Annotated in this window: 18 protein-coding genes, 2 tRNA genes and 2 pseudogenes; 12 read left to right on the top strand and 10 right to left on the bottom strand. The window is 42.5% G+C overall.

What is annotated here, in order from left to right; genetic code table 11:
• The first annotated feature begins 132 nt into the window (after positions 1-132).
• From glyQ to AC5JL8_RS18490, 4 genes and pseudogenes are all read left to right on the top strand, one after another.
• Positions 133-1,038: a glycine--tRNA ligase subunit alpha gene (gene glyQ / locus AC5JL8_RS18505; RefSeq protein WP_495881149.1), complete on the top strand. Its 906-nt coding sequence runs from the start codon at positions 133-135 to the stop codon at positions 1,036-1,038.
• Between the two features lie 112 nt (positions 1,039-1,150).
• A pseudogene (locus AC5JL8_RS18500) lies at positions 1,151-1,626 on the top strand (DUF4079 domain-containing protein).
• Positions 1,627-1,784: 158 nt separating this feature from the next.
• Positions 1,785-4,142 (top strand): ComEC/Rec2 family competence protein, encoded by a 2,358-nt coding sequence (locus tag AC5JL8_RS18495; RefSeq protein ID WP_495881148.1) that lies wholly within the window; start codon positions 1,785-1,787, stop codon positions 4,140-4,142.
• Between the two features lie 285 nt (positions 4,143-4,427).
• A tRNA-Ser gene (locus AC5JL8_RS18490) sits at positions 4,428-4,512 on the top strand.
• 333 nt (positions 4,513-4,845) lie between these two features.
• On the opposite strand, the gene AC5JL8_RS18485 is transcribed toward AC5JL8_RS18490, so the two are convergent.
• The 4 genes from AC5JL8_RS18485 to sufB all read right to left on the bottom strand — a co-directional run bounded on the left by AC5JL8_RS18485 (position 4,846) and on the right by sufB (position 9,861).
• Positions 4,846-6,114 (bottom strand): SufS family cysteine desulfurase, encoded by a 1,269-nt coding sequence (locus tag AC5JL8_RS18485; protein ID WP_495881147.1) that lies wholly within the window; start codon positions 6,112-6,114, stop codon positions 4,846-4,848.
• A 20-nt stretch (positions 6,115-6,134) separates the two neighbouring features.
• On the bottom strand, positions 6,135-7,556 hold the full coding sequence (gene sufD / locus AC5JL8_RS18480; protein WP_495881146.1) for a Fe-S cluster assembly protein SufD: 1,422 nt from the start codon (positions 7,554-7,556) through the stop codon (positions 6,135-6,137).
• Positions 7,556-8,344, bottom strand: coding sequence for a Fe-S cluster assembly ATPase SufC (gene sufC, locus AC5JL8_RS18475; protein ID WP_495881145.1), 789 nt, complete (start codon positions 8,342-8,344; stop codon positions 7,556-7,558). The genes sufD and sufC overlap by 1 nt, the downstream gene beginning before the upstream one ends.
• A gap of 77 nt (positions 8,345-8,421) precedes the next feature.
• Positions 8,422-9,861 carry a Fe-S cluster assembly protein SufB gene (gene sufB / locus AC5JL8_RS18470; protein WP_495881144.1) on the bottom strand — a complete coding sequence of 480 codons (1,440 nt, stop codon included), beginning with the start codon at positions 9,859-9,861 and terminating at the stop codon, positions 8,422-8,424.
• 243 nt (positions 9,862-10,104) lie between these two features.
• On the opposite strand from sufB, the gene sufR reads away from it, so the two are divergent.
• The 3 genes and pseudogenes from sufR (at position 10,105) to AC5JL8_RS18455 (ending at position 12,319) form a co-directional block, all read left to right on the top strand.
• Positions 10,105-10,800: an iron-sulfur cluster biosynthesis transcriptional regulator SufR gene (gene sufR / locus AC5JL8_RS18465; RefSeq protein WP_495881143.1), complete on the top strand. Its 696-nt coding sequence runs from the start codon at positions 10,105-10,107 to the stop codon at positions 10,798-10,800.
• 103 nt (positions 10,801-10,903) lie between these two features.
• Positions 10,904-11,164, top strand: coding sequence for an NDH complex assembly factor CRR9 (locus AC5JL8_RS18460; RefSeq protein ID WP_495881142.1), 261 nt, complete (start codon positions 10,904-10,906; stop codon positions 11,162-11,164).
• A gap of 94 nt (positions 11,165-11,258) precedes the next feature.
• A pseudogene (locus AC5JL8_RS18455) lies at positions 11,259-12,319 on the top strand (IS630 family transposase).
• A 230-nt stretch (positions 12,320-12,549) separates the two neighbouring features.
• Here AC5JL8_RS18455 and ccsB read toward each other — a convergent pair.
• The 4 genes from ccsB to AC5JL8_RS18435 all read right to left on the bottom strand — a co-directional run bounded on the left by ccsB (position 12,550) and on the right by AC5JL8_RS18435 (position 17,108).
• Positions 12,550-13,596, bottom strand: a complete 1,047-nt coding sequence (ccsB, locus tag AC5JL8_RS18450) for a c-type cytochrome biogenesis protein CcsB (RefSeq protein WP_495881141.1) — start codon at positions 13,594-13,596, stop codon at positions 12,550-12,552.
• Positions 13,597-13,726: 130 nt separating this feature from the next.
• On the bottom strand, positions 13,727-15,472 hold the full coding sequence (locus tag AC5JL8_RS18445; protein ID WP_495881140.1) for a DUF3352 domain-containing protein: 1,746 nt from the start codon (positions 15,470-15,472) through the stop codon (positions 13,727-13,729).
• 741 nt (positions 15,473-16,213) lie between these two features.
• Entirely contained in the window at positions 16,214-16,837 is a 624-nt protein-coding gene (locus tag AC5JL8_RS18440; protein WP_495881139.1) for a chorismate lyase, read from the bottom strand.
• 190 nt (positions 16,838-17,027) lie between these two features.
• Positions 17,028-17,108 (bottom strand) — tRNA-Leu (locus AC5JL8_RS18435).
• Positions 17,109-17,476: 368 nt separating this feature from the next.
• On the opposite strand from AC5JL8_RS18435, the gene accC reads away from it, so the two are divergent.
• Positions 17,477-18,820, top strand: a complete 1,344-nt coding sequence (accC, locus tag AC5JL8_RS18430) for an acetyl-CoA carboxylase biotin carboxylase subunit (RefSeq protein ID WP_495881138.1) — start codon at positions 17,477-17,479, stop codon at positions 18,818-18,820.
• Positions 18,821-18,904: 84 nt separating this feature from the next.
• On the opposite strand, the gene AC5JL8_RS18425 is transcribed toward accC, so the two are convergent.
• Positions 18,905-19,198 (bottom strand): YggT family protein, encoded by a 294-nt coding sequence (locus tag AC5JL8_RS18425; RefSeq protein WP_495881137.1) that lies wholly within the window; start codon positions 19,196-19,198, stop codon positions 18,905-18,907.
• Between the two features lie 255 nt (positions 19,199-19,453).
• On the opposite strand from AC5JL8_RS18425, the gene psbX reads away from it, so the two are divergent.
• From psbX to AC5JL8_RS18405, 4 genes are all read left to right on the top strand, one after another.
• Positions 19,454-19,573 (top strand): photosystem II reaction center X protein, encoded by a 120-nt coding sequence (gene psbX / locus AC5JL8_RS18420; RefSeq protein ID WP_086681980.1) that lies wholly within the window; start codon positions 19,454-19,456, stop codon positions 19,571-19,573.
• Between the two features lie 253 nt (positions 19,574-19,826).
• Positions 19,827-20,729 (top strand): Ycf66 family protein, encoded by a 903-nt coding sequence (locus AC5JL8_RS18415; RefSeq protein WP_495881136.1) that lies wholly within the window; start codon positions 19,827-19,829, stop codon positions 20,727-20,729.
• 30 nt (positions 20,730-20,759) lie between these two features.
• Positions 20,760-21,329, top strand: coding sequence for a TolB family protein (locus AC5JL8_RS18410; protein WP_495881135.1), 570 nt, complete (start codon positions 20,760-20,762; stop codon positions 21,327-21,329).
• A gap of 74 nt (positions 21,330-21,403) precedes the next feature.
• Entirely contained in the window at positions 21,404-21,928 is a 525-nt protein-coding gene (locus AC5JL8_RS18405) for a TolB family protein (RefSeq protein WP_495881134.1), read from the top strand.
• A gap of 146 nt (positions 21,929-22,074) precedes the next feature.
• Here the strand turns inward: AC5JL8_RS18405 and AC5JL8_RS18400 are convergent, their stop codons facing one another.
• Positions 22,075-23,082, bottom strand: coding sequence for a succinate dehydrogenase/fumarate reductase iron-sulfur subunit (locus AC5JL8_RS18400; RefSeq protein WP_495881133.1), 1,008 nt, complete (start codon positions 23,080-23,082; stop codon positions 22,075-22,077).
• Positions 23,083-24,126: the final 1,044 nt, after the last annotated feature.

The following is a 24,126-nucleotide window of genomic DNA, read 5'->3' as shown; positions in this document are numbered from 1 at the left end:
CCTACTTAAGACTGTCAACTCTTTTGACCAAATTTTTTCAAGTTTTTTTTGAAGCCGGCTAAAACTGCTCACAGTGCAGGGTTGTAGGCAAGAATGGTGTATGGCACTGTGTTGACTAAGGAAGGGTAGAGCGTGAATTTTCAGTCGGTAATAGCTATATTGCATCAGTTCTGGGGCGAGTCTCTTTCACAGAGACCTGGCGGTCAACGCGGTTGTCTAATTGCCCAACCTTATGACATTGAGAAAGGAGCAGGCACCAAGAACCCCCATACTTTTTTAAGAGCACTAGGGCCAGAACCTTGGGCTGTTGCGTATGTTGAACCGTGCCGCCGCCCTACAGACGGACGCTACGGCGAAAACCCTAATCGCTTTCAATACTATTACCAGTATCAAGTTCTGATTAAACCTTCGCCTGATAACATCCAAGAAATTTATCTCGATTCATTGAGGGCGTTAGGTATTCGTCCTGAAGACCACGATATTCGCTTCGTAGAGGATAACTGGGAAGATGCGACGGTGGGAGCTTGGGGTACTGGTTGGGAAGTCTGGTTAGATGGGATGGAAATTACCCAATTTACTTACTTTCAACAGTGTGGGGGGATTGACTGTCGTCCTGTATCGATTGAGATTACCTATGGGCTGGAACGATTAGCGATGTATCTCCAGCAAGTGGAAGCAATTACTAAGATCCAGTGGACAGACGATATTACTTATGGTGATGTGTTCCTCCAGGCAGAAATTGAACAGTGTACTTACAATTTTGAAGCGTCAAATCCAGAAATGTTGCTGACACTGTTTAATTTGTATGAGCAGGAAGCTACACAATTGACAGAGCGAAGATTGGTTTTACCCAGCCTAGACTATGTAATTAAGTGTTCGCATACTTTCAATTTGTTGGATGCGCGAGGCGTAATTTCAGTTACAGAACGGACTCGCTACATTGCCAGAATCCGGCATTTGGCAAGAAAAGTGGCTAATTTATATGTTGAGCAAAGGGAGAAGTTAGGTTTCCCATTGCTCAAGAATGCCGTAAGTTGAACAGTAGGGACTGGCACTAAGGATAAATATGACTTGACTAGATCCCGCTAACATCCCTAAAAAAGGGAGTTACGTATTATGTCCTACGGCAAATAGTGATGGTGTGTGAGAAATAGTGAATTGGAGCGAGTTATTAGAACCAATCGCTGCTTGGTTTCGTTCTTTTGGACTTCCCTATCCAGTTGTCCATTGGGGACATCCGTTGATAATGGCGATTGTTGTATTTGTGATGGCTAGCTTTGTGGGGCTGGTTGGCGGGGAAGACTGGTTGAGGATAAAGATGCTGCAATTAAAAGTCGGAGTGACCATCGTAAATTAGCACCGTGGCTATTTCTGTTCATGGCAGCTGGTTATACAGGAGGGGTTTTGTCCTTAGTGATGCAGCATCAACCAGTTCTAGAAAGCCCCCATTTTTTTACAGGATCTATTGTGCTGTTACTTTTACTGATTAATGGTGCAATTTCCCTAAGTGGGTTTGCTGGGAACAAAGCGATATTACGTGCTGTTCATGCTTATGTAGGCAATACAGCACTTTGTATTTTGTTTTTCCATGCTGTGCTAGGGTGCAAGTTGGGCACATCTTTTTGATACAGGTATTGCAAAAGTTGCTTAACCCCTTCAGACTGGAGGTTACTAACTTTATTAATAAAGCCTGTGCCATTCCAACTAGTGGCCGGCTCTATAAACAAAGCCCGCAGATGCGGGCTTCATTATTATAGTCAGCAAATTCTTTTATACGAAGTTTCATGATTCAGGCTAGTAGTGTAATTATCTGTCTTGGCTACATTCTAGGATTAGTATTTACAGCAGTTACCTGGGGTGGTGCGTGGGTTTTAGCCTTGGGGATAGTAGGAGCAGTTTTGTCTAGAAGACGTTATTCCAATCCACGGCAAGTTTCTCAAAAACCAGAAAGTGCTGAAACGAAGACTAAGCCAATATATAGTTTTTGGCAAATTACTCCTCATCCCAGAGTATGGCTAGCTGCTGGTGTCGTGGGACTACTGGCTACTTTTTATTTTCAATTGCGAGTGCCAGAACCAGGAGCAAAAGACATTAGTAGATTTGTCCCGTCTGTAAATAGTAGTAATCAAGAACAACTTGTGATTGTTCGTGGTGAAGTGGAAACTAAACCCCGCTTGACGCGCAGCCAGCGAGGACAATTTTGGTTGGAAGCGACTCAACTAGGTGAGGTCAAGAAGGACAATGGTCCAGCAGGTTTCACTAAAGGAGTAACAGGTAAGTTGTATGTGACAGTACCTGTACTTCAGGCTACTGGCTTATATCCAGGCCAACAAATTGATGTAACCGGGGTTTTATACAAACCAAAAGCGGCTTCTAATCCTGGTGCTTTCGATTTTCAGAAGTTTCTTAAACAAGAGGCAACATTTGCTGGTTTGATTGGCAGACAGGTAAATCTTCTGGATGAAGAACGTAAATGGGGATGGTGGCAAGTTCGGGAACGAATTGTGCGATCGCAAGTTCGTTGGTTAGGTGTCCCCGAAGGCCCACTTGTCAGTGCAATGGTTTTAGGAAGCAAAGCTGTTGATTTACCTTACGATATCCGCGATTTGTTTGTGCAGGCTGGATTGGCTCATGCTTTAGCGGCTTCTGGGTTTCAGACTTCGTTGATTTTAAGTGTGATCCTACAGCTAACAAGGCGTGCAAAAAAGGGGACTCAATTTATTCTTGGCTTGTTAGGTTTAATTGTTTTCCTGAGTTTAACGGGTTTTCAACCTGCGGTGCTGAGAGCCGTAATTATGGGTTTTGCCGCATTAGTCGGACTGGCTTTAAAAAGGAAGGTAAAACAGTTAGGCTCACTGTTGCTGGCGGCGACTTTAATATTGTTGTTTAATCCTCTATGGATTTGGGACTTAGGTTTTCAACTAAGTTTTTTAGCAACGCTGGGATTAATTGTGACAGTACCACCAGTAATTCAACGCTTGGGTTGGTTACCACCTGCGATCGCTTCTTTGATTGCTGTTCCCCTGGCTGCTACGATTTGGACTCTACCTCTACAACTGTTCGTCTTTGGAGTTGTGCCATCTTATAGCTTAATTCTTAATATTATTAGCACTCCATTTATTTCTGTAATTAGTATAGGTGGAATTATCAGTGCGATCGCAGCATTAATTTGGCCTGAGGCGGGAAGCTTTTTAGCTGGAATTCTGCATTACCCCACTGATTGGCTAATTAAGCTAGTAGAATTTTTTAGCCATTTACCAGGAAACTCTGTTGCTGTTGGCAGCATATCTACTTGGCAGATGCTGGCAATTTATGCACTAATTGTATTAGTTTTACTGGTGCGTTGGTGGCAGCAACGCTGGTGGTTTGCTAGTGTAATTGCAATAGGTTTGGTAATTGTCCCTGTTTGGCATTCTGCTAGTAGCTTATTTAGGGTAACGGTATTGGCTGCAAACGCAGAACCTGTTGTGGTGATTCAAGATCGAGGAACTGTTACCTTGATTAATAGTGGAGACGAAAGTACAGGACGCTTCACAATATTACCGTTTTTGCAACAACAAGGTGTAAATCAAATCGATTGGGCGATCGCAAGTGAGTTTCCTGATAATGACAGCAATGGTTGGCTGGAAGTGATCCAACGTTTACCAATCAAAAATTTTTATGGATATCCACCAAAGCAAGAAAATATTATTGGAACTCAGCTAATTCAACAGGAAATACAAAAGTCTCAAGGAATCTATCAACCTTTGGCATTGGGTCAAGTCATAACTGCTGGTTCTGTAGTTGCTCAATTAATTAACGACCAACTACCGATTTTACAATTACAAATTCAAGGTGTGAATTGGCTATTAGTAGGTAATCTCAAGTCTAAGGAGATAGAACAGCTAGTTAAAGCTGGGAATTTACCTCGTCCACAAGTGCTATGGTGTCCCCCTGAATCCTTAAAAGCTTTAGTGTTAGCGCTACAACCACAAGTGGCGATCGCTTCCTCTACCGAGATTGAGCCAAAAGTTTTAGCTGAACTCAGCAAAAGCCAGACGAAACTTTTCTTTACGGCGCGAGATGGAGCTATCCAATGGACACCTAACGGAGAATTTGAAACTTTTGTCCAGGCTACAGAAAGCAAGTCTTCTGTGCTATAAATGGCGTTGCTGTTAATTGCAAGTTTTATTAGAGACTTCCAAATAAAAAAATATCCCATCGCGTTTAGGGTAAAGGAGCAGGGAGCAAGTGAATCCTACGGGTACGCAGAGGGAGGAACAGTCGTGTTGAGTCCAGAAATTTGAATAATTTATTTTTTGGAGTTCCCTTAAGGTGAACGCTCTATGTCTTGTAATGCTATAATTGCCTGGGATATGAAATGGCATTTCCTAAAATTCACAGTATTTGGACACAAAATAGATAGTCCAATCTGTGAATGCATAGCTGGAGAGGTGTCCGAGTGGTTGATGGTGACGCACTCGAAATGCGTTTTGGGGAAACTCAACGGGGGTTCGAATCCCCCCCTCTCCGTTTTAAGGAGTTTGAGATTTGACATTGCTGAATAGGTTAAGAGTTGGTTCAGAATTCCTACAGGCCAACTACTGAACAAGAGGCTACAAACGCATGGTTAAAATCAATGGAGACAATTACTATTTAATTTATAAATAATAAATTTTGGGAACTTATGGAAAGGGGAACTGAAATTTTATCGGCTATAGTTAAATCAAACTTTTTACTAAGCCTATCTAAAGTAAAATCATTGTATTGCATTTGAGCTAATTCTGTACATTATTCAGATAAATTGTGCCAACTATTAGCTACACAATATGCTAATAATTGGCACAATTTATCTCTGAAGATTGTCTAATTTTCACCAAATATCCCAGCAAAAAAGTCAAGAGTATCCTTCAATGCTTTGATAAAAATATCGATTTCCTCTTTGGTATTGTAGAATGATAGGCTTGCCCGTGCGGTTGCTGGCAGATTTAAGTAGCGGTGTAATGGATGAGTGCAATGATGTCCTGATCGGATGGCAACACCTTCTTGATCTAATAATGTAGATAAGTCGTTGGCATGGACATCTGCTGCTGTAAATGCTGCTAAAGCAGCTCTACCTCTACCTTTAGCATCCGGCTTGGGGCCATAGATTTGAATTTGCGGAATTTGCTCTAATTGTTGAAACAAATAAGCTGTTAATTCTGCTTCATAGGCATAGATTTTATCCATGCCAATATTTGTAAGATAATCTACTGCTGCACCAAGAGCGATCGCCTCGCCAATTGCAGGTGTACCCGCTTCAAATTTATGGGGTAGTTCTGCATAAGTAGAATGATCTAAAAATACCTCAGCAATCATCTCACCACCACCAAAAAATGGTGGCATTGATTCTAATATTCCTAACTTGCCATACAAAAAGCCTATCCCAGTTGGGGCACACATTTTATGACCGGAGGCTACTAACCAATCGCAGTCTATTTGTTGCACATCAATAGGCATATGAGGGACGCTTTGGCAAGCATCAACTAAGAATTTCGCACCGTATCTGTGAGCGATCGCCGCAATTTCTTCTACTGGGTTAATACAACCCAAAGTGTTAGAAACATGAACTAATGACACTAATTTAGTTTTATCAGAAATTAGTGTTTTAAACTGTTCTAAATCAAATGTTTGTTCTGGTGTCAGTTCAACGAATTTGAGGACTGCACCCGTCTTTTGTGCCACAAATTGCCAAGGAACTATATTACTGTGGTGTTCCATTACCGACAGGATAATCTCATCTCCCGCCTGTAAATTGTTCATTCCCCAGCTATAAGCTACCAAGTTTATCGCCTCACTCGCGTTGCGGGTGTAGATGATTTCTTGGCGTGATGCAGCATTAATGAATTTTGCTACTTTATCTCGCGCGCCTTCATAAGCATCGGTAGCTCTAGCACTGAGAATATGAGCGCCCCGATGCACGTTGGCATTATACTGCTCGTAATAATCTCGCAAGGCATTAAGCACCAGCAGAGGTTTTTGGGAAGTAGCAGCATTATCGAGGTAAACTAAGGGTTTACCGTTGACTTCCTGACGTAAAATCGGGAAATCAGAGCGGACTTGATCGGCAAGGGTTTTGGTAGAAGTAAAAGTCATTGGTAATTATTTATTAGTCATTAGTCATTAGTCGTCTTGAGACTATTGACTGTGTTTAAAAGGATTTCTCGCAGGGAAGCAACTGGTATTTTATTGATGATTTCAGCAGCAAAAGCATTAATCAACAAATTACGAGCGGCGTTTTCATCAATTCCCCGACTTTGCAGATAAAATATTTCATCATCCTCCAACTGGCTAACAGTAGCACCGTGAGCGCACTTAACGTTATCTGCGGTAATTTCCAATTGGGGTTTGGTATCAACTCTCGCTTTGGATGATAAAAGCAAATTCCGATTTAATTGGGCTGCATCTGTTAGCTGTGCAGGTTTAGGAACAAAAACTTTGCCATTAAACACTGCATGGGCGCGATCGCCTACGATACACTTATGCAATTGCTCACTTTTACTATATGGATGATTCAATGCGATCGCACTGTGAGTATCAGCTAACTGGTTGCCATAAATTATTGTCAAACCATTGAGTATCGTTTCGGTTTGCTCACCAGTTTGCAAAATCTCTAAATTATGCCGTGACAGCTTTCCGCCAAAGGTAACCGCATTACAGGTATATCGACTATCACGAGCTTGAGCGATCGCAGTTTTCCCAATATGAAAAGCCTCTAAACCTTCCCGCTCAATTCTAGTGTGATTCACCTGGGCATTTTCACCAACCCAGATTTCCGTAACTGCATTAGTAAAGTAAACCGCCTCTTTCTCTGTGTTCTCTGCGCCCACCGAAGTTTGCTCAACAGAGGGAACCCCCGCACGCAACTTCTCTCTGCGGTTCGTATACTCCTCTACCAAAGTTACTTGCGAACCACTTTCCGCTACCACCAAACAACGAGGCTGCGAAATAATTGATGTCTCACCAGCAACCGCAACAAATAGCAGATGAATTGGTGTTTCAACCACTACATTTTTTGCTATCCATACCACTGCTACATCAGATATTCCAGCAGTATTGAGAGCGGTAAAAACTTCCTGCGCTCCCTCAGCTTGGGCTAAATACTGCTGTATCTGCTCTTGCTCAGATATAGATAACCCTGTCAAATTGCTTACCACAACACCAGGTGGCAAATCTGCAATTGAGGATAAATCCGGCGCATATACACCGTTAACAAACACCAAACGACTTTTAGCAGCTTCTGGCAGAGTCAGCGAAGAGATCTCAGTAGAGATTAATTGCCTTTCTACCTGAAATTGCACTTTTCGCAATGCCGACAAATCTGTAAAGCGCCATTCTTCCTCACGAGTTGTGGGGATAGTAGAGTGACGTACCCAATTAACAGCACTTTGGCGTAATTCCTGTAGCCATCCCTCTGCTGTTGATGCAGTGATCTGATTTAATAGCTCAGTTAGATAAGCATCTCTATCAAGCAGAGTAGATGTCAAATTGACGGCATCTGAGTTAGGAATTGGACTGGGAGAAACTTGAATAGTCATTACACACCCACCTCAACTGCTGCCTCTTCCAGTACCCATTCATAACCGCGAGACTCCAATTTTAGTGCTAGTTCCTTACCACCACTGGTGAGAATTCGCCCGTGCGCCATCACATGCACATAGTCTGGCTCAATATAGTTGAGTAACCGCTGGTAGTGGGTAATCATAATCGTGGCATTTTCTGGATTTGCCAGTTGGTTAACCCCGTTCGCTACAATTTTCAGCGCATCAATATCTAACCCAGAATCTGTTTCATCCAGAATTGCTAACTTCGGTTCTAGCAGCGCCATTTGCAGAATTTCATTGCGCTTTTTCTCACCACCAGAAAACCCTTCGTTCAAACTCCGACTGAGAAAAGCAGGATTCATCTTCACAACTTCCAGCTTTTCTTCGATCAGATCATCAAAATCAAAAGTATCTATTTCTTCTAAACCCTGTGCTTTGCGGCGAGAATTGTATGCCACCCGCAAGAAATCTAAATTGCTGACACCGGGAATTTCTAGAGGATACTGAAATGCTAAAAATACACCTGCTCTTGCTCGTTCCTCTGGTTCCAACTCCAGCAGATTTTGTCCTTGGAAAATTACCTCGCCACCAGTCACCTCGTATGCTGGATGTCCTGCTAACACCTTAGAAAAGGTACTCTTACCAGAACCATTCGGCCCCATAATCGCATGAATTTCACCAGAACGGACTTCCAGATTCACACCCTTGAGAATCGGTGTTCCATTAACTGTAGCCGTCAGATCCTTGACTGACAGCACAACTTCACTATTTTGAATAATCATGTTCTCTCTCCCTTCTCTTTTAGTTTGTAGTAGGCGATTTATCGCCTTTTCCACTACTAAAGTGCTAACTACAAGCGTTACCCAACACTACCTTCCAACTTCAGGCTCAAAAGTTTATCAGCTTCGACTGCAAATTCCATCGGCAGCTGATTGAACACATCCTTGCAGAAGCCGCTAATCATCATTGAAATTGCATCTTCTGCGGAAATGCCCCGTTGGGCGAAGTAAAACAACTGATCTTCCCCAATTTTGGAAGTGGAAGCTTCATGTTCTACCTTGGCACTGTTATTTTGTACCTGGATATAGGGGAAAGTGTTCGCATGAGCATTATCCCCAATCAGCATGGAGTCGCACTGAGAATAATTTCTTGCACCTTGGGCTTTCGGGTTAACTTTCACTAAACCCCGATAGCTGTTGCTCGAATTACCTGCGGAGATTCCTTTAGAAATAATTGTACTGCGGGTATTTTTACCAATATGAATCATTTTAGTGCCGGTGTCGGCTTGCTGCATATTATTTGTCAGCGCGACTGAGTAAAATTCACCCACAGAGTTATCGCCCACCAATACGCAGCTAGGATATTTCCAAGTAATTGCTGAACCTGTTTCTACTTGAGTCCAGGAAATCTTGGAATTTACGCCCTGGCACAAACCGCGCTTGGTAACGAAGTTGTAAATACCACCTTTGCCGTTGGCATCTCCAGCATACCAGTTTTGCACGGTGGAGTATTTAATCTCAGCGTTGTCAAAGGCAACAAGTTCTACGACAGCAGCGTGTAGCTGGTTGCTATCGTACATCGGCGCGGTACAACCTTCTAAATAGGAAACGTAACTGCCTTCTTCAGCAACAATTAAAGTTCGCTCAAACTGTCCGGTATCGCCAGAGTTGATGCGGAAATAAGTAGACAGTTCCATTGGACATTTCACACCTTTAGGAATGTAGACGAAGGAACCATCACTAAATACAGCAGCATTCAGAGCGGCAAAATAATTATCTGCTACGGGAACGACGCTACCCAGATATTTTTTCACTAATTCTGGGTGTTCTTGCAAGGCTTCAGAAATTGAGCAGAAGATTACGCCGTCTTTAGCTAGCTTTTCTTTAAAAGTAGTGGCGACAGAAACGCTATCGAAAATTGCATCAACGGCGACATTTGCCAGTCGCTTTTGTTCCGACAGGGATATACCTAATTTCTCGAAGGTTTCGAGCAAGGTGGGATCTACTTCATCTAAACTTTCCAGCTTTTGTTTTTTTTGTTTCGGCGCTGAATAGTAGATGATATCCTGATAATTTATTGGCGGATATTTGACATTTGGCCAAGTTGGTTCTGTCATTTTCTGCCACTGGCGATACGCTCTGAGGCGAAACTCCAGCATGAATTCCGGCTCGTTCTTCTTCGCGGAGATCAAGCGGATAACGTCCTCGTTTAGTCCACGCGGAATAGTGTCGGCCTCAATATCGGTGATAAAGCCGTACTTGTAGGGTTGGTTGACTAAGGTTTTGACAGTGGCGCTCATCGGTAATAATCTCTCGTGTTCGTTGAAATCTCTCTTGAGGATGGGAGACGGGCTTGGTTTTAGCCGATTTCCATATCTCGTTACAGAGTGGTTACACGCCTGTTAAAATAAGGATCGAGACTAAAACAACTACTATGTTGTTTAACTTATCTTCATTTTACGCTAGATTAACAACAACAATGTTGTTAAAGTCAAATTTTCAAAGAAATTTTTGGGACGTTCGCGGAACGTCTGGCAGAGAAGATGGCGACTACCCACCAGTCCTCAACGAAGCAAGATATTCTGGAATATCTCCTGAAACACTCACAAGCAACGGCTTTTGAGCTAGCTGAAATCTTAGATATTAGTCCCCAAGCAATTCGTCGCCATCTTAAGGATTTGGAGGCGGAAGAGCTAATTTTATATTCAACGGCGATGCAAGCGGGAATGGGGCGACCACAGCACGTTTATCAATTGAGTTCTCTAGGACGCCATCGCCTGCATCGGACAGCGAGTGAACGTTTTGGCGATGGTTACGGGGATTTTGCCGTTTCGCTGCTGGATACTTTAGCAGAAACGGTAGGGCATGACCAAGTTAAATCCATTTTACAAAAACAGTGGGAGCGCAAAGCACAAGAATACCGCGATCGCTTAGGTAAGGGTTCGCTGCAAGAACGTGTAGCCAATTTAGTCGAATTAAGAAAAGCTGAAGGTTTCATGGCGGAGTGTCATCCTGTAGATTCCCATGACTCTTCAGACGGCGATCGCTTTATCTTAATGGAACATCATTGCGCTATTTCTAATGTTGCCGAGTCTTTTCCCAGTATCTGTGGTCATGAATTAGAAATGTTTGCCGCCGTTCTACCAGATTGTACAGTGGAGCGCACCCACTGGATTATCGATGGCGAACATCGTTGCGGCTATTTGGTACAAGCTCGAAAACAACAGCTTCAAGAATAAATTACTTTTGAAATACATTTTAGGATAAGGGTAAGAGCTTAAGTGGTAATGGAGTTTACCAATTAGTTATTAACTACGAATCAATCAATTTTAGAAAGAATTTATGGATTTACCACCACAGCAACCGTCAGCACAATTTCTAAGTTTAGAAGAGTCAGCAAAGGTAGACGCTGCTTTACTATCTTCCTCAGAGAAATTTTTAACGCGGTTAACAATTTCATCACTTAAGCTGTTGAAGCACATTGCCCAAGAATACGATGTTGCTATTGAAGATTTAACAACACCACAAGTAATTTCCTGGTTTGAAAAAGATAGCAAAATTAGGCTAGAGCAGGGAATTGAAGCTTCATATTTGAAGTGGTGAAGCTTTGGGTTAATACAGATTTAGACCTATTAAGTAGCTGGTTGCAATTAATTATAAGATAGCAATAGGATTGTCAGATTCAGGGTGTAACTGAATGCCTGCCCGATTAAGAGTAGTCTTAACAGAAGCGGAAGACTTGACGTTAGCACAATTGCGTCAAGCAACAACGGTGGCTCAAAGGACACGTGATCGCGCACACATGATCAGGCTGAATGCCCAAGGGTGGAATGTACCAGAAATAGCCAAAATTTTTTCGTGTCATGAACATACAGTCAGATCAACACTGCGACGGTGGGAAAATCAAGGGTTAGGGGGACTGTGGGAGATGCCAGGGCGTTTTGCAAAGCGCAAATGGCAAGAGGCAGACTTGATGTACTTAGAGCAGTGCTTAGAGACGGAAAATCGTACTTATAACAGTATGCAGTTATCGGAAAAATTATCGCAAGTTCGTCAAGTGCAACTTAGTCCAGACCGTTTGAGACGATTGCTCAAAAAAAGGGGTGGCGATGGAAGCGCACACGCCATACTCATCAAGGAAAACAAGACCCATTAAAACGAATAGTCAAGCAAGCAGACCTTGATACCCTCAAGCAAGCAGCAGTAGATGGCTACCTGGAATTAAAATATCTAGACGAATCTGGATGTTGTCGTTGGAGTCCAGTCAGTTATAGTTACAGTCGAATTGGCAGCCAAAAGCAGATGGCACAAGTGGGCAGTCGTACTGGTCGCATCAGTATCTTGGGACTATGGCAGCCTGAGTTGAGTTTCGAGTACGCCTTAGTTCAAGGTGGTTTCAAAACTGAACGTTACATAGAGGTGATGAATTGGGCTGCTACCAAGGCGGCTCAAACCTTGGCTGAAACTGACCGCATAACTGTGGTTGTTCACGATAACAGTTCATTGCATACCAGTCGGCTTTCACGTCATCAATGGGATAAGTGGCAATCCCAGGGATTGTTTATCTTCTTCCTGCCCGCCTATTGTTCTCAAATGAACCGAATTGAGGAGCAATGGCATCAACTCAAAGCTCATGAACTTGCTGGACAGATGTTTGATAACAACTATGATTTGGCTATGGCAATTATTGACGGTATGGAAGCCCGAAGTATTAAAGGTGGATATGTCCTAGAGCGTTTTATATTTAATTCCGCCTAGCTACTTATATAAATCTATATTTCTTATATAAAACCACAGATAAACACAGATGAACACAGATATTTACCTGTGTTTCCTTTTACTTTTATTCGGATTTTTGCAACAAATCAATTATAGTTTTCGGATTTGACTGGCAACCACAATATTTTCTTATTAAGGTAAAAAGTGAAAACTTTCAAAATAACGATTGATTTTCCCCTCCTCCGCCAGGGGAGAAAGGGATATGTTTCTCAGAAAAACCAACCGTAAGAATGCAAACCTTTACCTAAAAGATTTACACCAAGATAGCAAACCCAAACAACCACAAAGCCACTGGCAGCTAAAATTGCCGGACGACGCCCTTGCCAACCGCGAGTAATTCTGGCATGAAGGTAGGCGGCGAAAACTAACCAAGTAATTAACGCCCAGGTTTCTTTAGGATCCCAACTCCAATAGGAACCCCAAGCTTCGTTAGCCCAAACAGCACCCGCAATAATACCAATTGTCAGTAGAGGAAATCCCAGCCCAATGATGCGATAGCTGATGTTATCTAAGGTTTCTGCCAGGCTAAGGCGCTGGGGTGAAAGGGGTTCAGAATTTACGATTGGGGCTGTTATTACTGCTCCCAAAACAGCAGTGTTACCGTTGCCGTTATTATTGCGCTCACTACGAGCAAAACCATTGTTGTCCGCAGTAGGTATTTGTGGTTGAGAAACCAATTCACCAGCTTTGTGCAAGCGATAGCCATTACTGCGATAGCCACCAGTACCTACAGAACTGCCTTGTAGTTGGATGTTATTGCCGCGAGTGACAATCAGAAAAGCGATCGCAAGCAGAGAACCCACCATCAAAGCAGCATAACTCAACATCATCACACTGACGTGCATCATCAGCCAATTCGACTTCAGCGCAGGTACTAACGGTTCTGACGCTTGCATTGTTGATGGTAACGTCAGGGCAGCAAAAGCAGTAATCCCCATGGCCACAGGTGCAGTTACCACTCCTACTAAGCGGCTGCGGCTACTATTCTCAGCAATCAGATGAATACTGGTAATTCCCCAAGCCAAGAAAAACAAGGATTCATACAAATTGCTCAGTGGGAAATAGCCAGCTTCTATCCATCGTGCCCCTAACAAAGTAGCTATGCACAAATTTGCGATCGCCATTCCAGCTGTCCCCAAAGCGGCAATTGTCGGCAGATTCGGAAAAGCCGCCCCTGCCCAATACACCAGCATGGTGAAAAACAAAACGGCAAAGGAGGCATTGTCCAGCCAGTTCTGGAGTACAACCAGATTCATAAAGTTTTCTCCCCAGTAGATTCGTTAAAATATCGATTCTGACTGTTTTGATCCTATCTGCTTAGAGGTTATTGGGTCATAGGTTTTTTACTATTGCTTAAACGTGAGATACGTCTTATCTTTAATAGCCTTATGGAGACGCAGTTCCCATAGTAGGCACAGGACTGGGCAAGGAGGCTGAGGATTCAGCTTTTTTCAGCGCTACAAAAATGTCATAGCGGGTACTGCGACTGTCGCTGACAGCAGTTGTGACTCCAATTGAACGCGTTGCGGCGAGGATAGTTTGTTGATTGGGGAACAGAGGTGGTAGAGGAAAATTTTTGGCAGTTCGTTCGACATCCAAGAAAAATTGACCGTTTGTCGGATTGGGTTCTGTGGGAACTGTTTGTTGGAAGGCGAGTGTACTAGCTAATGTATTATTGGGTCTGGGAACAATTTTATCTGTAATTGGAGCGCCCACTGCTAAAAAAGCGACATCTCCATCTAACCAGCCGTGGGTAGCGGTTAAGGTGCCAAAAGGCGCAATCCAGTTAATGACCGATTTACCTGCCACTGTCCCCGGTTGAATTTGGAATTGATATTGATTTTTCATCACATCATCGAGCTGTTTTAATGATGCTTCAGCTGATGGGCGATCGCTTGCCTTTACCATAAACAGTAACCCAGCACGAAAATTCTCTGTTGAACCTTGTTTCGGGCTATTCGGAATCACTGACACAGAAAACTCGCCTTTCATCCAACTGAGCAAATCCCGATCTAAATCCAGATTTGTCAAGGATTTCACACCACCTCGCAGTTGTTCTGGTGTGATTGGCGAAAGGGGATTTCCTTGGGATGTCAAAACATACTCTCCCCACGACCGCTTTAAGTTGCCGCCGGAAAGCATCATCAAAGTTTCTGCTGGGACGCGACTTTGCATTTTCCCAGCTTTATTTTCCACCCCTAAAACGCGTTGGCTATTAGGGTTGAGCCAAGAAACACCCTTTAAATGTATTCCTTCTGGTTCTAAAGTAATTGTTCCCGCTAATCCTTGATTATTTTGAAGTTGAGCCAAAACTTGGGCGGGTAAATGACGGTTTGGAGCAGTAGCGGCTATCTTAGCAGCTGTTGGTACATTCACATAAAACTGAGCAAAAGGTTGATAATTGGAGATTTTAGGAAAATTATTCGCAAAACCTCCAGCTGTTGCTAATGATGCTTTATTTTTGTAGGCATCGATTGCTCGTTCTGTAGCTTTGGGATTATCGGTGATGACTAGAAAACGCCCATCCAGTAATGTTGCTGAGAGGTTATTTCCAGATACTCCATCAGTTTGTTTGATGGCAAAACCTTGATATGTGCGGTCAATCCATTTGCTTTGTTTAAGCGTTTTGGGTTGTGCCAAAATACTTTTAGCTTGTTCTGGATTCTTTACCGGTAAAACCATTACCATCGACTGCTGAATGCTAGCAATATCCCCATAGGTGGCTACTGGTTTAGATATGGATTGATTTACTTGGGGTGCTAGAATTGCGATTGTAATTTCGTTGCCAACCCAAGGTTGAATATCTTTCTGGAAGTCGTAACCATTATTAGTTAAAAAGCGATCGCGCAACTTTACTAAATTTTTATCCAGTTCTGCTTGGCTTTCTTTTGTCCCAAACTCCCGCAATTTCTGCCATTGTTTAGGATCTGTCGTTAGGGAAACCGCGAACAGGGCATCTCTAGGAATAATAGTTGCACCTACTGGTAAATCTTTGGAAAATAGTTGCCCTTGGGTTAATAACCAATATGCGGCACTTCCCCCACCAATCAATAACGCAGCAGACGAAAGCGTCAGCACCAGAGACGGTTTCTTTATTTTCTTCATCGGAATAGACGCAACAGGCAGTGTCATTGAAGCCTATACCTCATACTTGCGAACTCATTACTTTATTAGTCAAGTAAACCAAAAGGTTTCCATTCTCTAGGACAGCTAATTACATCAATTAATCCACCCCAGAAGTTGATTACCCTTCGGTAATAAACTTTCCCTACCTTTCAAAAGCTTTGTTTTGGTGGTTAATCATCTTTGTTAACACATTCGGATTGATTTCGCAGGACAATCCCTAGAAATATTTTCCGCAGTCGAGAAGTCTCCAAAAGTAAAGCTTTGATTCTAAGCGATCTGAGAATATAACTAACTTGTCAAAGCTGCAAGTCATCAGTAGAACACAAGACACTCAGTTCGCATAAATTCTATCTGTCGCTTTGACTATGACCCTGCTCAATTAACTTCCAAGCTTTAGCATTAAGTGGAAAACGGAAATTTTCATTTTGTTGAGAGTTAACAACTTTCTCAAATTGCATCATCTTAATGAAAATAGTTGTTAACATTTACGTAAAAATTTCTATTTTTCTTCAAGCAGTCAAAAATCTCAATAATTATTATGAAAGCAGAAATTTTGGCTTAAATAAGCCTTCATTTGCCCAGATACGTGCTGAATCAAGTGACTACTTTCTTCAACTTATATAAAAAATTGTAAATTTTATTAATTTATTTTTAGGAAAATTAGCTAAATTAACAACCAAATTTTGGCCACACTAAATTTGCATCTACAGAAAAAAGGCCATAATTAAGGACGATTAATTGAGCTTTTTACTGAGTGATAATGCCTAACTGCGTAGGCCCTAAATATTTAGTTAAGTAAGGCGAGAAAACTTCATATATTAATGTCAAAGGCTGTCCATGATGCCAAAACAAATAGTGGCGACCCCAAAAAGGCCCAGACACGTCAAAGCCTGACTCTAAAGCAGATGAGTAGCCATAGTAAATTCCTTGGACATCACGATATAACTCTGTACGCAGACGAGCCAAACTTGCCCAAATCGGTAATGAACGATTTTGCAAATACTCATCTACATGACTGGCCTCCCACCAAGAAGTAGCATATGCCAATCGCTGACCAGAAGCAGTACGCAGCCAAACTTGCCGCCGCAACCGCGGGCCTGGAACAGCTTGAATTAAATCAGGAGCAGCATCTAAGTCCATGCCAATTAATGACATATCAATGACATCTACTTCTGTAGGCTCGCCTGTGAGCAATTCTAAGTGCCGTGTTGGTGAACCATCGCCCAAAAGAAGCATTTGCCAAGTTGGTGCCAGATGAGAGTGAGGTAAACTTTGTTTGATTACGTCCTCCCCACCTTGCCAAATTGGAGTCAGGCGATGCCACGCTGCTGGCAATGATAAGTTGTTTGTCGGCGTAAAAGTTACAGTCAATGTTCTTTACAAAACTTCACCTATTTCTATAAAAGCATAAAAAATAGGCTTCCCAACAGTAAAATGAGAGGAAATATAAAGAATTTCTGACTGCGACACACCCATGCTTTACCATTACCCCCAATTTAGAATTATTCAGGGCGTGAAGTAAATCGACTTACCAGCCATGTGGGTCATGAACACTAAAAAATGCGGATGGCGAGACTCGAACTCGCAAGGCAAAGCCACACGCACCTCAAGCGTGCGCGTATACCAATTCCGCCACATCCGCACGTTTATTCAACTAAACATAAAATATAGCATAAATTTTCTGCAAGTGGATACCAGACTGACAGAAATATAGTCACTTCACGGGAGATATTAAAAAGGATATAGCCAAAATAGGGCACACTTTGCCTTTGCAAAAGCCTATTTGGGTAAAACAAAGAGATTAACAGCAGCAATATTGTTAGTCTAGTTAAAACCCGTAGGCACTTTCAGCCAAATCCTATCCTTTGGGAAGCCGCCCAAGGGTTTCTACACTCTTCTCAGGACGAGGCTTGGAAATCTCCTGTCATAATTTGAAATAAGGCGAAAGCATTGTTGCAAGTTGAATGGGAGAGAATGTCAATCTACTGGTACTGATATCGAAGCTCGAAAATGAAGTTTGACAAAATATTAATTGCTAATCGGGGAGAAATCGCCCTTCGCATTCTCCGCGCCTGTGAAGAAATGGGAATTGCGACAGTTGCGGTTCACTCTACTGTTGACCGTAATGCTTTACATGTCCAACTTGCTGATGAAGCGGTTTGCATTGGCGAACCTGCTAGCAGTAAAAGTTATTTGAATATTCCAAATATTATTGCTGCCGCCTTGACACGTAATGCCAGCGCTATTCATCCTGGTTATGGTTTTTTAGCAGAAAATGCCCGATTTGCAGAAATCTGTGCCGACCATCACATTGCCTTTATTGGCCCAACTCCTGAAGCTATACGTTTGATGGGGGATAAATCTACAGCCAAAGAAACCATGCAAAAGGCTGGAGTACCTACAGTACCAGGTAGTGAGGGGTTGGTAGAGTCCGATCAAGAAGGATTAGCACTTGCCAAGGATATTGGCTATCCAGTCATGATTAAAGCCACAGCGGGTGGCGGTGGAAGGGGTATGCGTTTGGTGCGTTCTGAAAGCGAATTCATCAAACTTTTTCTAGCTGCTCAAGGAGAAGCGGGTGCTGCCTTTGGCAATTCTGGCGTTTACATAGAAAAATTTATTGAGCGTCCACGCCACATTGAATTTCAAATTTTGGCGGATAATTACGGCAACGTTATCCATTTGGGCGAAAGGGATTGTTCGATTCAGCGCCGAAATCAAAAACTTTTAGAAGAAGCCCCTAGCCCTGCGCTCGACTCAGAGTTGCGAGATAAAATGGGGCAAGCTGCGGTAAAAGCTGCTCAATTTATTAACTACACTGGGGCGGGTACAATCGAATTTCTCCTAGATAGATCCGGTAAATTCTACTTTATGGAAATGAATACCCGGATTCAAGTTGAGCATCCTGTGACAGAGATGATTACTGGGGTAGACTTGGTTGTCGAACAAATCCGAATTGCCCAAGGGGAAAAGCTCAAGCTGACTCAAGACCAAGTAGTTTTACAAGGTCATGCGATCGAATGCCGCATCAACGCCGAAGATCCCGACCACGACTTCCGCCCTTCTCCAGGACGTATCAGTGGCTATCTTCCTCCAGGTGGCCCTGGTGTCCGAATTGATTCTCATGTCTACACTGATTACCAAATTCCTCCCTACTACGACTCTCTGATCGGCAAGTTAATTGTTTGGGGGCCAGATCGTCCTACTGCCATTAACCGCATGAAACGGGCATTGCGGGAGTGTGCCATCACTGGACTACCTACGACTATAGGATTTCATCAAAGAATTATGGAAACTCCGCAGTTTTTAGAGGGGAATGTTTACACCAATTTTGTGCAGGAGTTGAACAGTTAAGAGGCTTGGAACTGGGTACTAGGGGTTAGATTCTTCCAACACCCAACGCCTAATACCCAGTACCTAATACCCAATCTCAAATTCCTAATTTACACGAGACAACATAGTCAGTAATCCTTGCTGACCTAGCAGAATCTCTCGTAGCAAACTGAAGATACCAACCCAAATAATGGGAGTAATATCTACTCCTCCTATGGGTGGTACTAACTTTCGCAACAGTACTAAAAATGGTTCAGTGGGCCAAGCTATTAAATTCATTGGCAAACGATTGAGATCCACTTGAGGATACCAAGTGAGAATAATGCGGAAAATGAATAGAAATATCATCAATCCCAGTACGGGATTGAGAATCCAAGTAGTTAGGTTAACACCAGTCATCGGTTTGAAGTAGTATCTGTGAACACAGAAAAATTTAGGCGAAAGTCCAAGATTTTAAGCTTTGTAAAGCACTCTCTATAATTTTAACTAAATGTTGTCATTTCCTCTTGTGGATGCAAAAGCAAATAGGCGATCGCAATTAACTCAATAATTTGTGAGGTCAGTTGGCGTTACGTAGCTCATAATTAGAGGCTTCTCAAGAAAGTAATACACTATTAGAATTATGATGAAGTGTGTAAAAAAAGGTTGAGAACTATGACGCCTGCTTTAGCAAATTTCCTTTGGAGCCTTTTTTGGGGTGCTGTGATTGTCGTTATTCCTGCGACAGTTGGTTTGATTTTCATTAGCCAAAAAGATAAAATCCAGCGTTCATAGTGCTTGTGGGAGTCAGCTTGACTCTCATAAACGATTGTCTGTCAGCTATTTACCTAGTTGCTTCAAAAGCAGCAATTCCTTCCAAGGTGAACAAGGTATACTTAGCTGACAGACATACGCTTTTTTTAGCTTGTGGTAAACAGCTTCAGAGCTTCTTTGCCAAATGCTTTGAAGCTTCTATATATTGTGCCTAATTACAGTAGTGATTTTAATTTTGACTCGCTAACATAGATTTGATATTGGGAAAACAGCAATGATAAATTTTGGGCTGGACTCAGCCAGTATTCTGGCTCAGGTAAATTTTGGGACGAACTCAGCCAGTATTCTAGGAATTTTCCTGGCTGTGGCTGGGGCAGCACTGTATTTTCTGCGGACTGTGCGTCCAGAGCTGTCACGAGATCAAGATATCTTTTTTGCGGCGGTAGGCTTACTTTGTGGCTTTATTCTGATCTTTCAAGGTTGGCGACTAGACCCGATTTTGCAATTTGGTCAGCTACTTTTGGTTGGTACAACTGTGTTTTTTGCAGTTGAAAGTATTCGCCTGCGTAGTATCGCTACTCAGCAAGCCAAGCGCAATACTCCGATTGTCGACGAGGATCGCCCAGTCAGCAAAAATTATTCTTATGATAGGCGGCGGGAATATCAAGCTGAGGTGGGTGCAGAATTAGATCCATTGCCTTATGAAGAGGAGGAACGCCCCGTGCGTCCTCGGATTCGGGCTAGCAGGGATGAGCGCTCTTCTCGTGATGATTACTACGAGGATCAACCTCCCCGTCGTTCAGAACGCCGCAATGGGGGAGAAAGGCAGGAACCAGGAGATAAAGGACGGCGGCGTAATTCTGGGCGTACAGTGAGCCGCTCTTCTGAAAGGGTTGAAGAAGATTGGGGTTCCACTCCCAGAGAAGTCAATGATTGGGACAGTTCGGGAGAAGAAGCCAGAAAATCTTCTCGCCGTAGTAATAACGGGCCGCAACGTCCAGAAAGCCGTGATGAAGAGGTCACCCCTAGACCAAGGAGACGCCGCTCACCCAGTGACTCAGTGCCTCGCAGACAGCTTGACGATGATGAAGCGATACCAACTGATTATGTAGAATACAAACCGCTCGAACGGCCAGATGACAATTCTGATAATTCGACCAATTTTGATGACATTTAAAACAGTTAGGGGTGACGGAAAACAGGTGAGGTGAAAAAATTTACGCCTAGATTTTGGCTCCAAAGACCGCTTCATTGGAGCCTGATTTTTAGCTTGGCCAGTGCGCTTGTAGCTTGTAGTTCCAGCGATATTCCTATTGGCCCTACGTCCCTCAACAGTCGTTACACTGAGGAGCAACCTACTTTAAGTGGAAATGGGCGCTTTTTAGCATTTGTCTCTAATCGTAATGGTAGTCACCAGTTGTTAGTGTACGACTTAGAGACGCAAGGTTTTATTCGCACACCTGGCTTAAACCGACCTGAAACAATTGCCGAAAGTCCTAGCCTGAGCTATACAGGACGTTATATTGCTTATCTGACCAGCGATCAAGGTAGACCAGTTGTGGCGCTTTACGATCGCGCTACGCAACAGTCACAAGTCATCACCCCCGTTTATCGTGGTTGGGTGAGAAACCCTGGTATCAGTCCAGACGGACGTTATGTTGTATTTGAAACAGCCAGTCGTGGTCAGTGGGATGTTGAAGTACTAGACCGGGGGCCAAATATTGAGTTAGATATTCCTAATGGTGCAACTGTGGCTTCACCCCCTAGCGGGCCGTAGGTGGAGATATAAAAAAATTATAAATTATTAGTTATTGGAATATTTACGATTAACTAATAACTAAAACTAAATATATGAAACGCTCTATTTTTATATCTGTATTTGCTTGCTCAAGTTTGTTAAGTAGCTGTTTTGGCTATCCGCGTATTGTAAGTTATCCCTTTGATCCTGGGGGTCGGAGTCTCAACAGTCTAGGTTCAGAATCAAATCCGCAAATTTCTGGAAGATATATTGTTTTTACTACTGATAGACGAGGCAGCCAAGATGTTTATCTGTTTGATCGGGTCACTAGTAATTTAGTGGATTTACCTGGTTTAAATGCCTTGGATACGATCGCTTCACATCCTAGCGTTTCTGATGATGGTCGTTATGTAGTTTTTGCAGCTAGTCGTTTAGGGCGATCGGCTATTTTTCTGTACGACCGGGAAACACGCCAATCGCGCGATTTAACTACTAACCTGCAAGCAGAAGTTCGCAACCCCATTATTAGCGCTGATGGCAGTAGAATTGCCTTTGAATCTACTAATAATGGGCAGTGGGATATTTTAGTCTATAACCGTTCTGGAAGACCATTGAATATACCTCAAGACCCCAGGTAAGGGGTGGATGGGGGCTGGGGGCTGGGGAGCAGAGGGGCAGAGAGAGGGACAGAGAAAGAAATATTTTCATGTCCTCGTCGTGTAATTTATTACATGAATGTTTAGTTGAAAATGTTCTCTTCTCCCCAGTCCCTAATCCCCAGTTCCTAATCCTTATCCCCAATTACTTCTTGTACAGATTCAATAAGCGATCGCACTTGTTGAGTTCCTTCGGAAGATTCAAAGGAAAGTGGAAATTTACCTTTGGATATCATCCGCAAACCAAGAGGTGCGAGACTAAGCAATCCTTTTAGGTCTCGAAAATAATTACCAACGACTTGTAACCCAAATTGACGTTCATCAATCCAACCGCCTTGTTTGACAAGTTCTATTAATACTTTACGGTGACGAATTGAACGACTGTCGCTAGCTTGTTTGTGCGAGAGAATTTCTTGTTTAATTTTGGTGATTTGCTCTAGTGGTGCTACCTCCATGGGACAAACTGAATCACAGTAAAGACAACGAGTGCAACCCCAAACTCCTTTAGTACCTTCGTTGTAGTTTTCTAAGCGAGTTTCAGTTTGGCGATCACGGGAATCTGCTACCATGCGATAAGCTTTGGCAAGGGCATGGGGGCCAACAAAATCTGGATTAACTTCACGAGCATTGCACTCAGAATAGCAAGCTCCACACATAATACAGTTACCAGTTTGATCGAGGCGCGATCGCTCTTCTGGTGTTTGCAGAAATTCTCTTTCTGGAACTTGTCGTGCTGCCGTACTCACATAAGGACTAACCGCCTCTAAATTATTCCAAAAACTGTTCATATCCACCACTAAATCCTTAATCACGGGCATATTACCCAATGGGGCGATCGTGATTTCTGAAATGACATTTGCTTCAGTTTTTGATGATGGGATCTTTTGTAATCTGGCAATTTCACTGCCAACGTTTTCCTTACAAGCTAAAGCCGATCGCCCATTGATTCGCATAGCGCAGCTACCACAAATAGTATTACGACAATTTTTGCGAAACGCCAAAGTTCCATCTTGTTCCCACTTAATCCGATTAAGACAATCCAAGATTGTATTACCAGGTTCTACGTCCAAACGGTAAGCTTGCACAACAGGGGAGGAATTTTGTTGCTGTCGAATGACCTTAAAAATAACTTCCATTGCTACCAACCAAAATTTTAAAATTACTATATTCGCCTGAAAAATCTTGACTAACGGCAGGTTACTCTGAAAAATGAGCTATACTCTTGTTTCCCTTTATTCTAGGCTAGCTGTTATATAGATTGATAATTAAACAGCTAGGGATTCTAGTTTCAGGATAGCCATTAAAATTTTAGTTGTGGAGAATAGGCTAAATTTGTCTCTTAACTATAGACCCTACACCAAAAAAGTATTTACTACTTTACATTTAATTGCTCTGTTTGGCAGTATTAGGTGAGAAAGAGTTAACCATCAGAAGGACTTGTGCTTTTCCCCTGCATAACAAAAGTAAGTAAAATAAATCCTCCTTAGGTTAGCACTACATATTTATGTCAACAGCAGTCAATACTGCCTAGAAGCATAGCTTAAAGGCTTACGATGTGAAAAATTTTTAGTTGTGTAGAAGTGTTAAACCAATAATGAACATTTAGTACTGAGAATAAAGCACTAGGCAGATGTAGATAAATTTCTTCTTACCAAAGATAGACGTACACAATCCTCTGACCACTTTTTACGCTATGGGTATAAACAAGAGAGCAAAATCCTCACAGCAATTTGTCTGCTGTGAATCAAGCAAATCTTGGATTTAAGCCGCTTGTCAAAACTACCCGTCTAAATTAGATAAATTTTTATAAAAGCACTGCTGCAATACTCACAACCTCAATAACGCGCTACGAAAATCCTTATTGCTTTTTACTTCGCCAAGCCCAGAAATTTCGATAAAAATTTACCAGCAATTTTAATTCAAAATAAAACAACAATTTTGCTATTATTAGTCCATGCTAGTATTTAATATAAAATTACGCAGTAACAAAATCAGGATCAATAGCCGTATAAGCGCGGCTACTACTGCTTTGTTTATTCGTAATGTAGAGACACGAAAATTCACGTCTCTACTAGCAGGAGGAAAGGGTATATACCTGTATGACCCTATTCAAATACTATGCTATCCATAGCTTAAGAGGAATAGTAGGGTAACCCCTACAACTCAAAGACTAGAAAGGT

This window comes from Mojavia sp., assembly GCF_059505145.1.
Note: the sequence above shows the minus strand (reverse complement) of the source record. Positions and strands in the feature narration are given on the sequence as shown.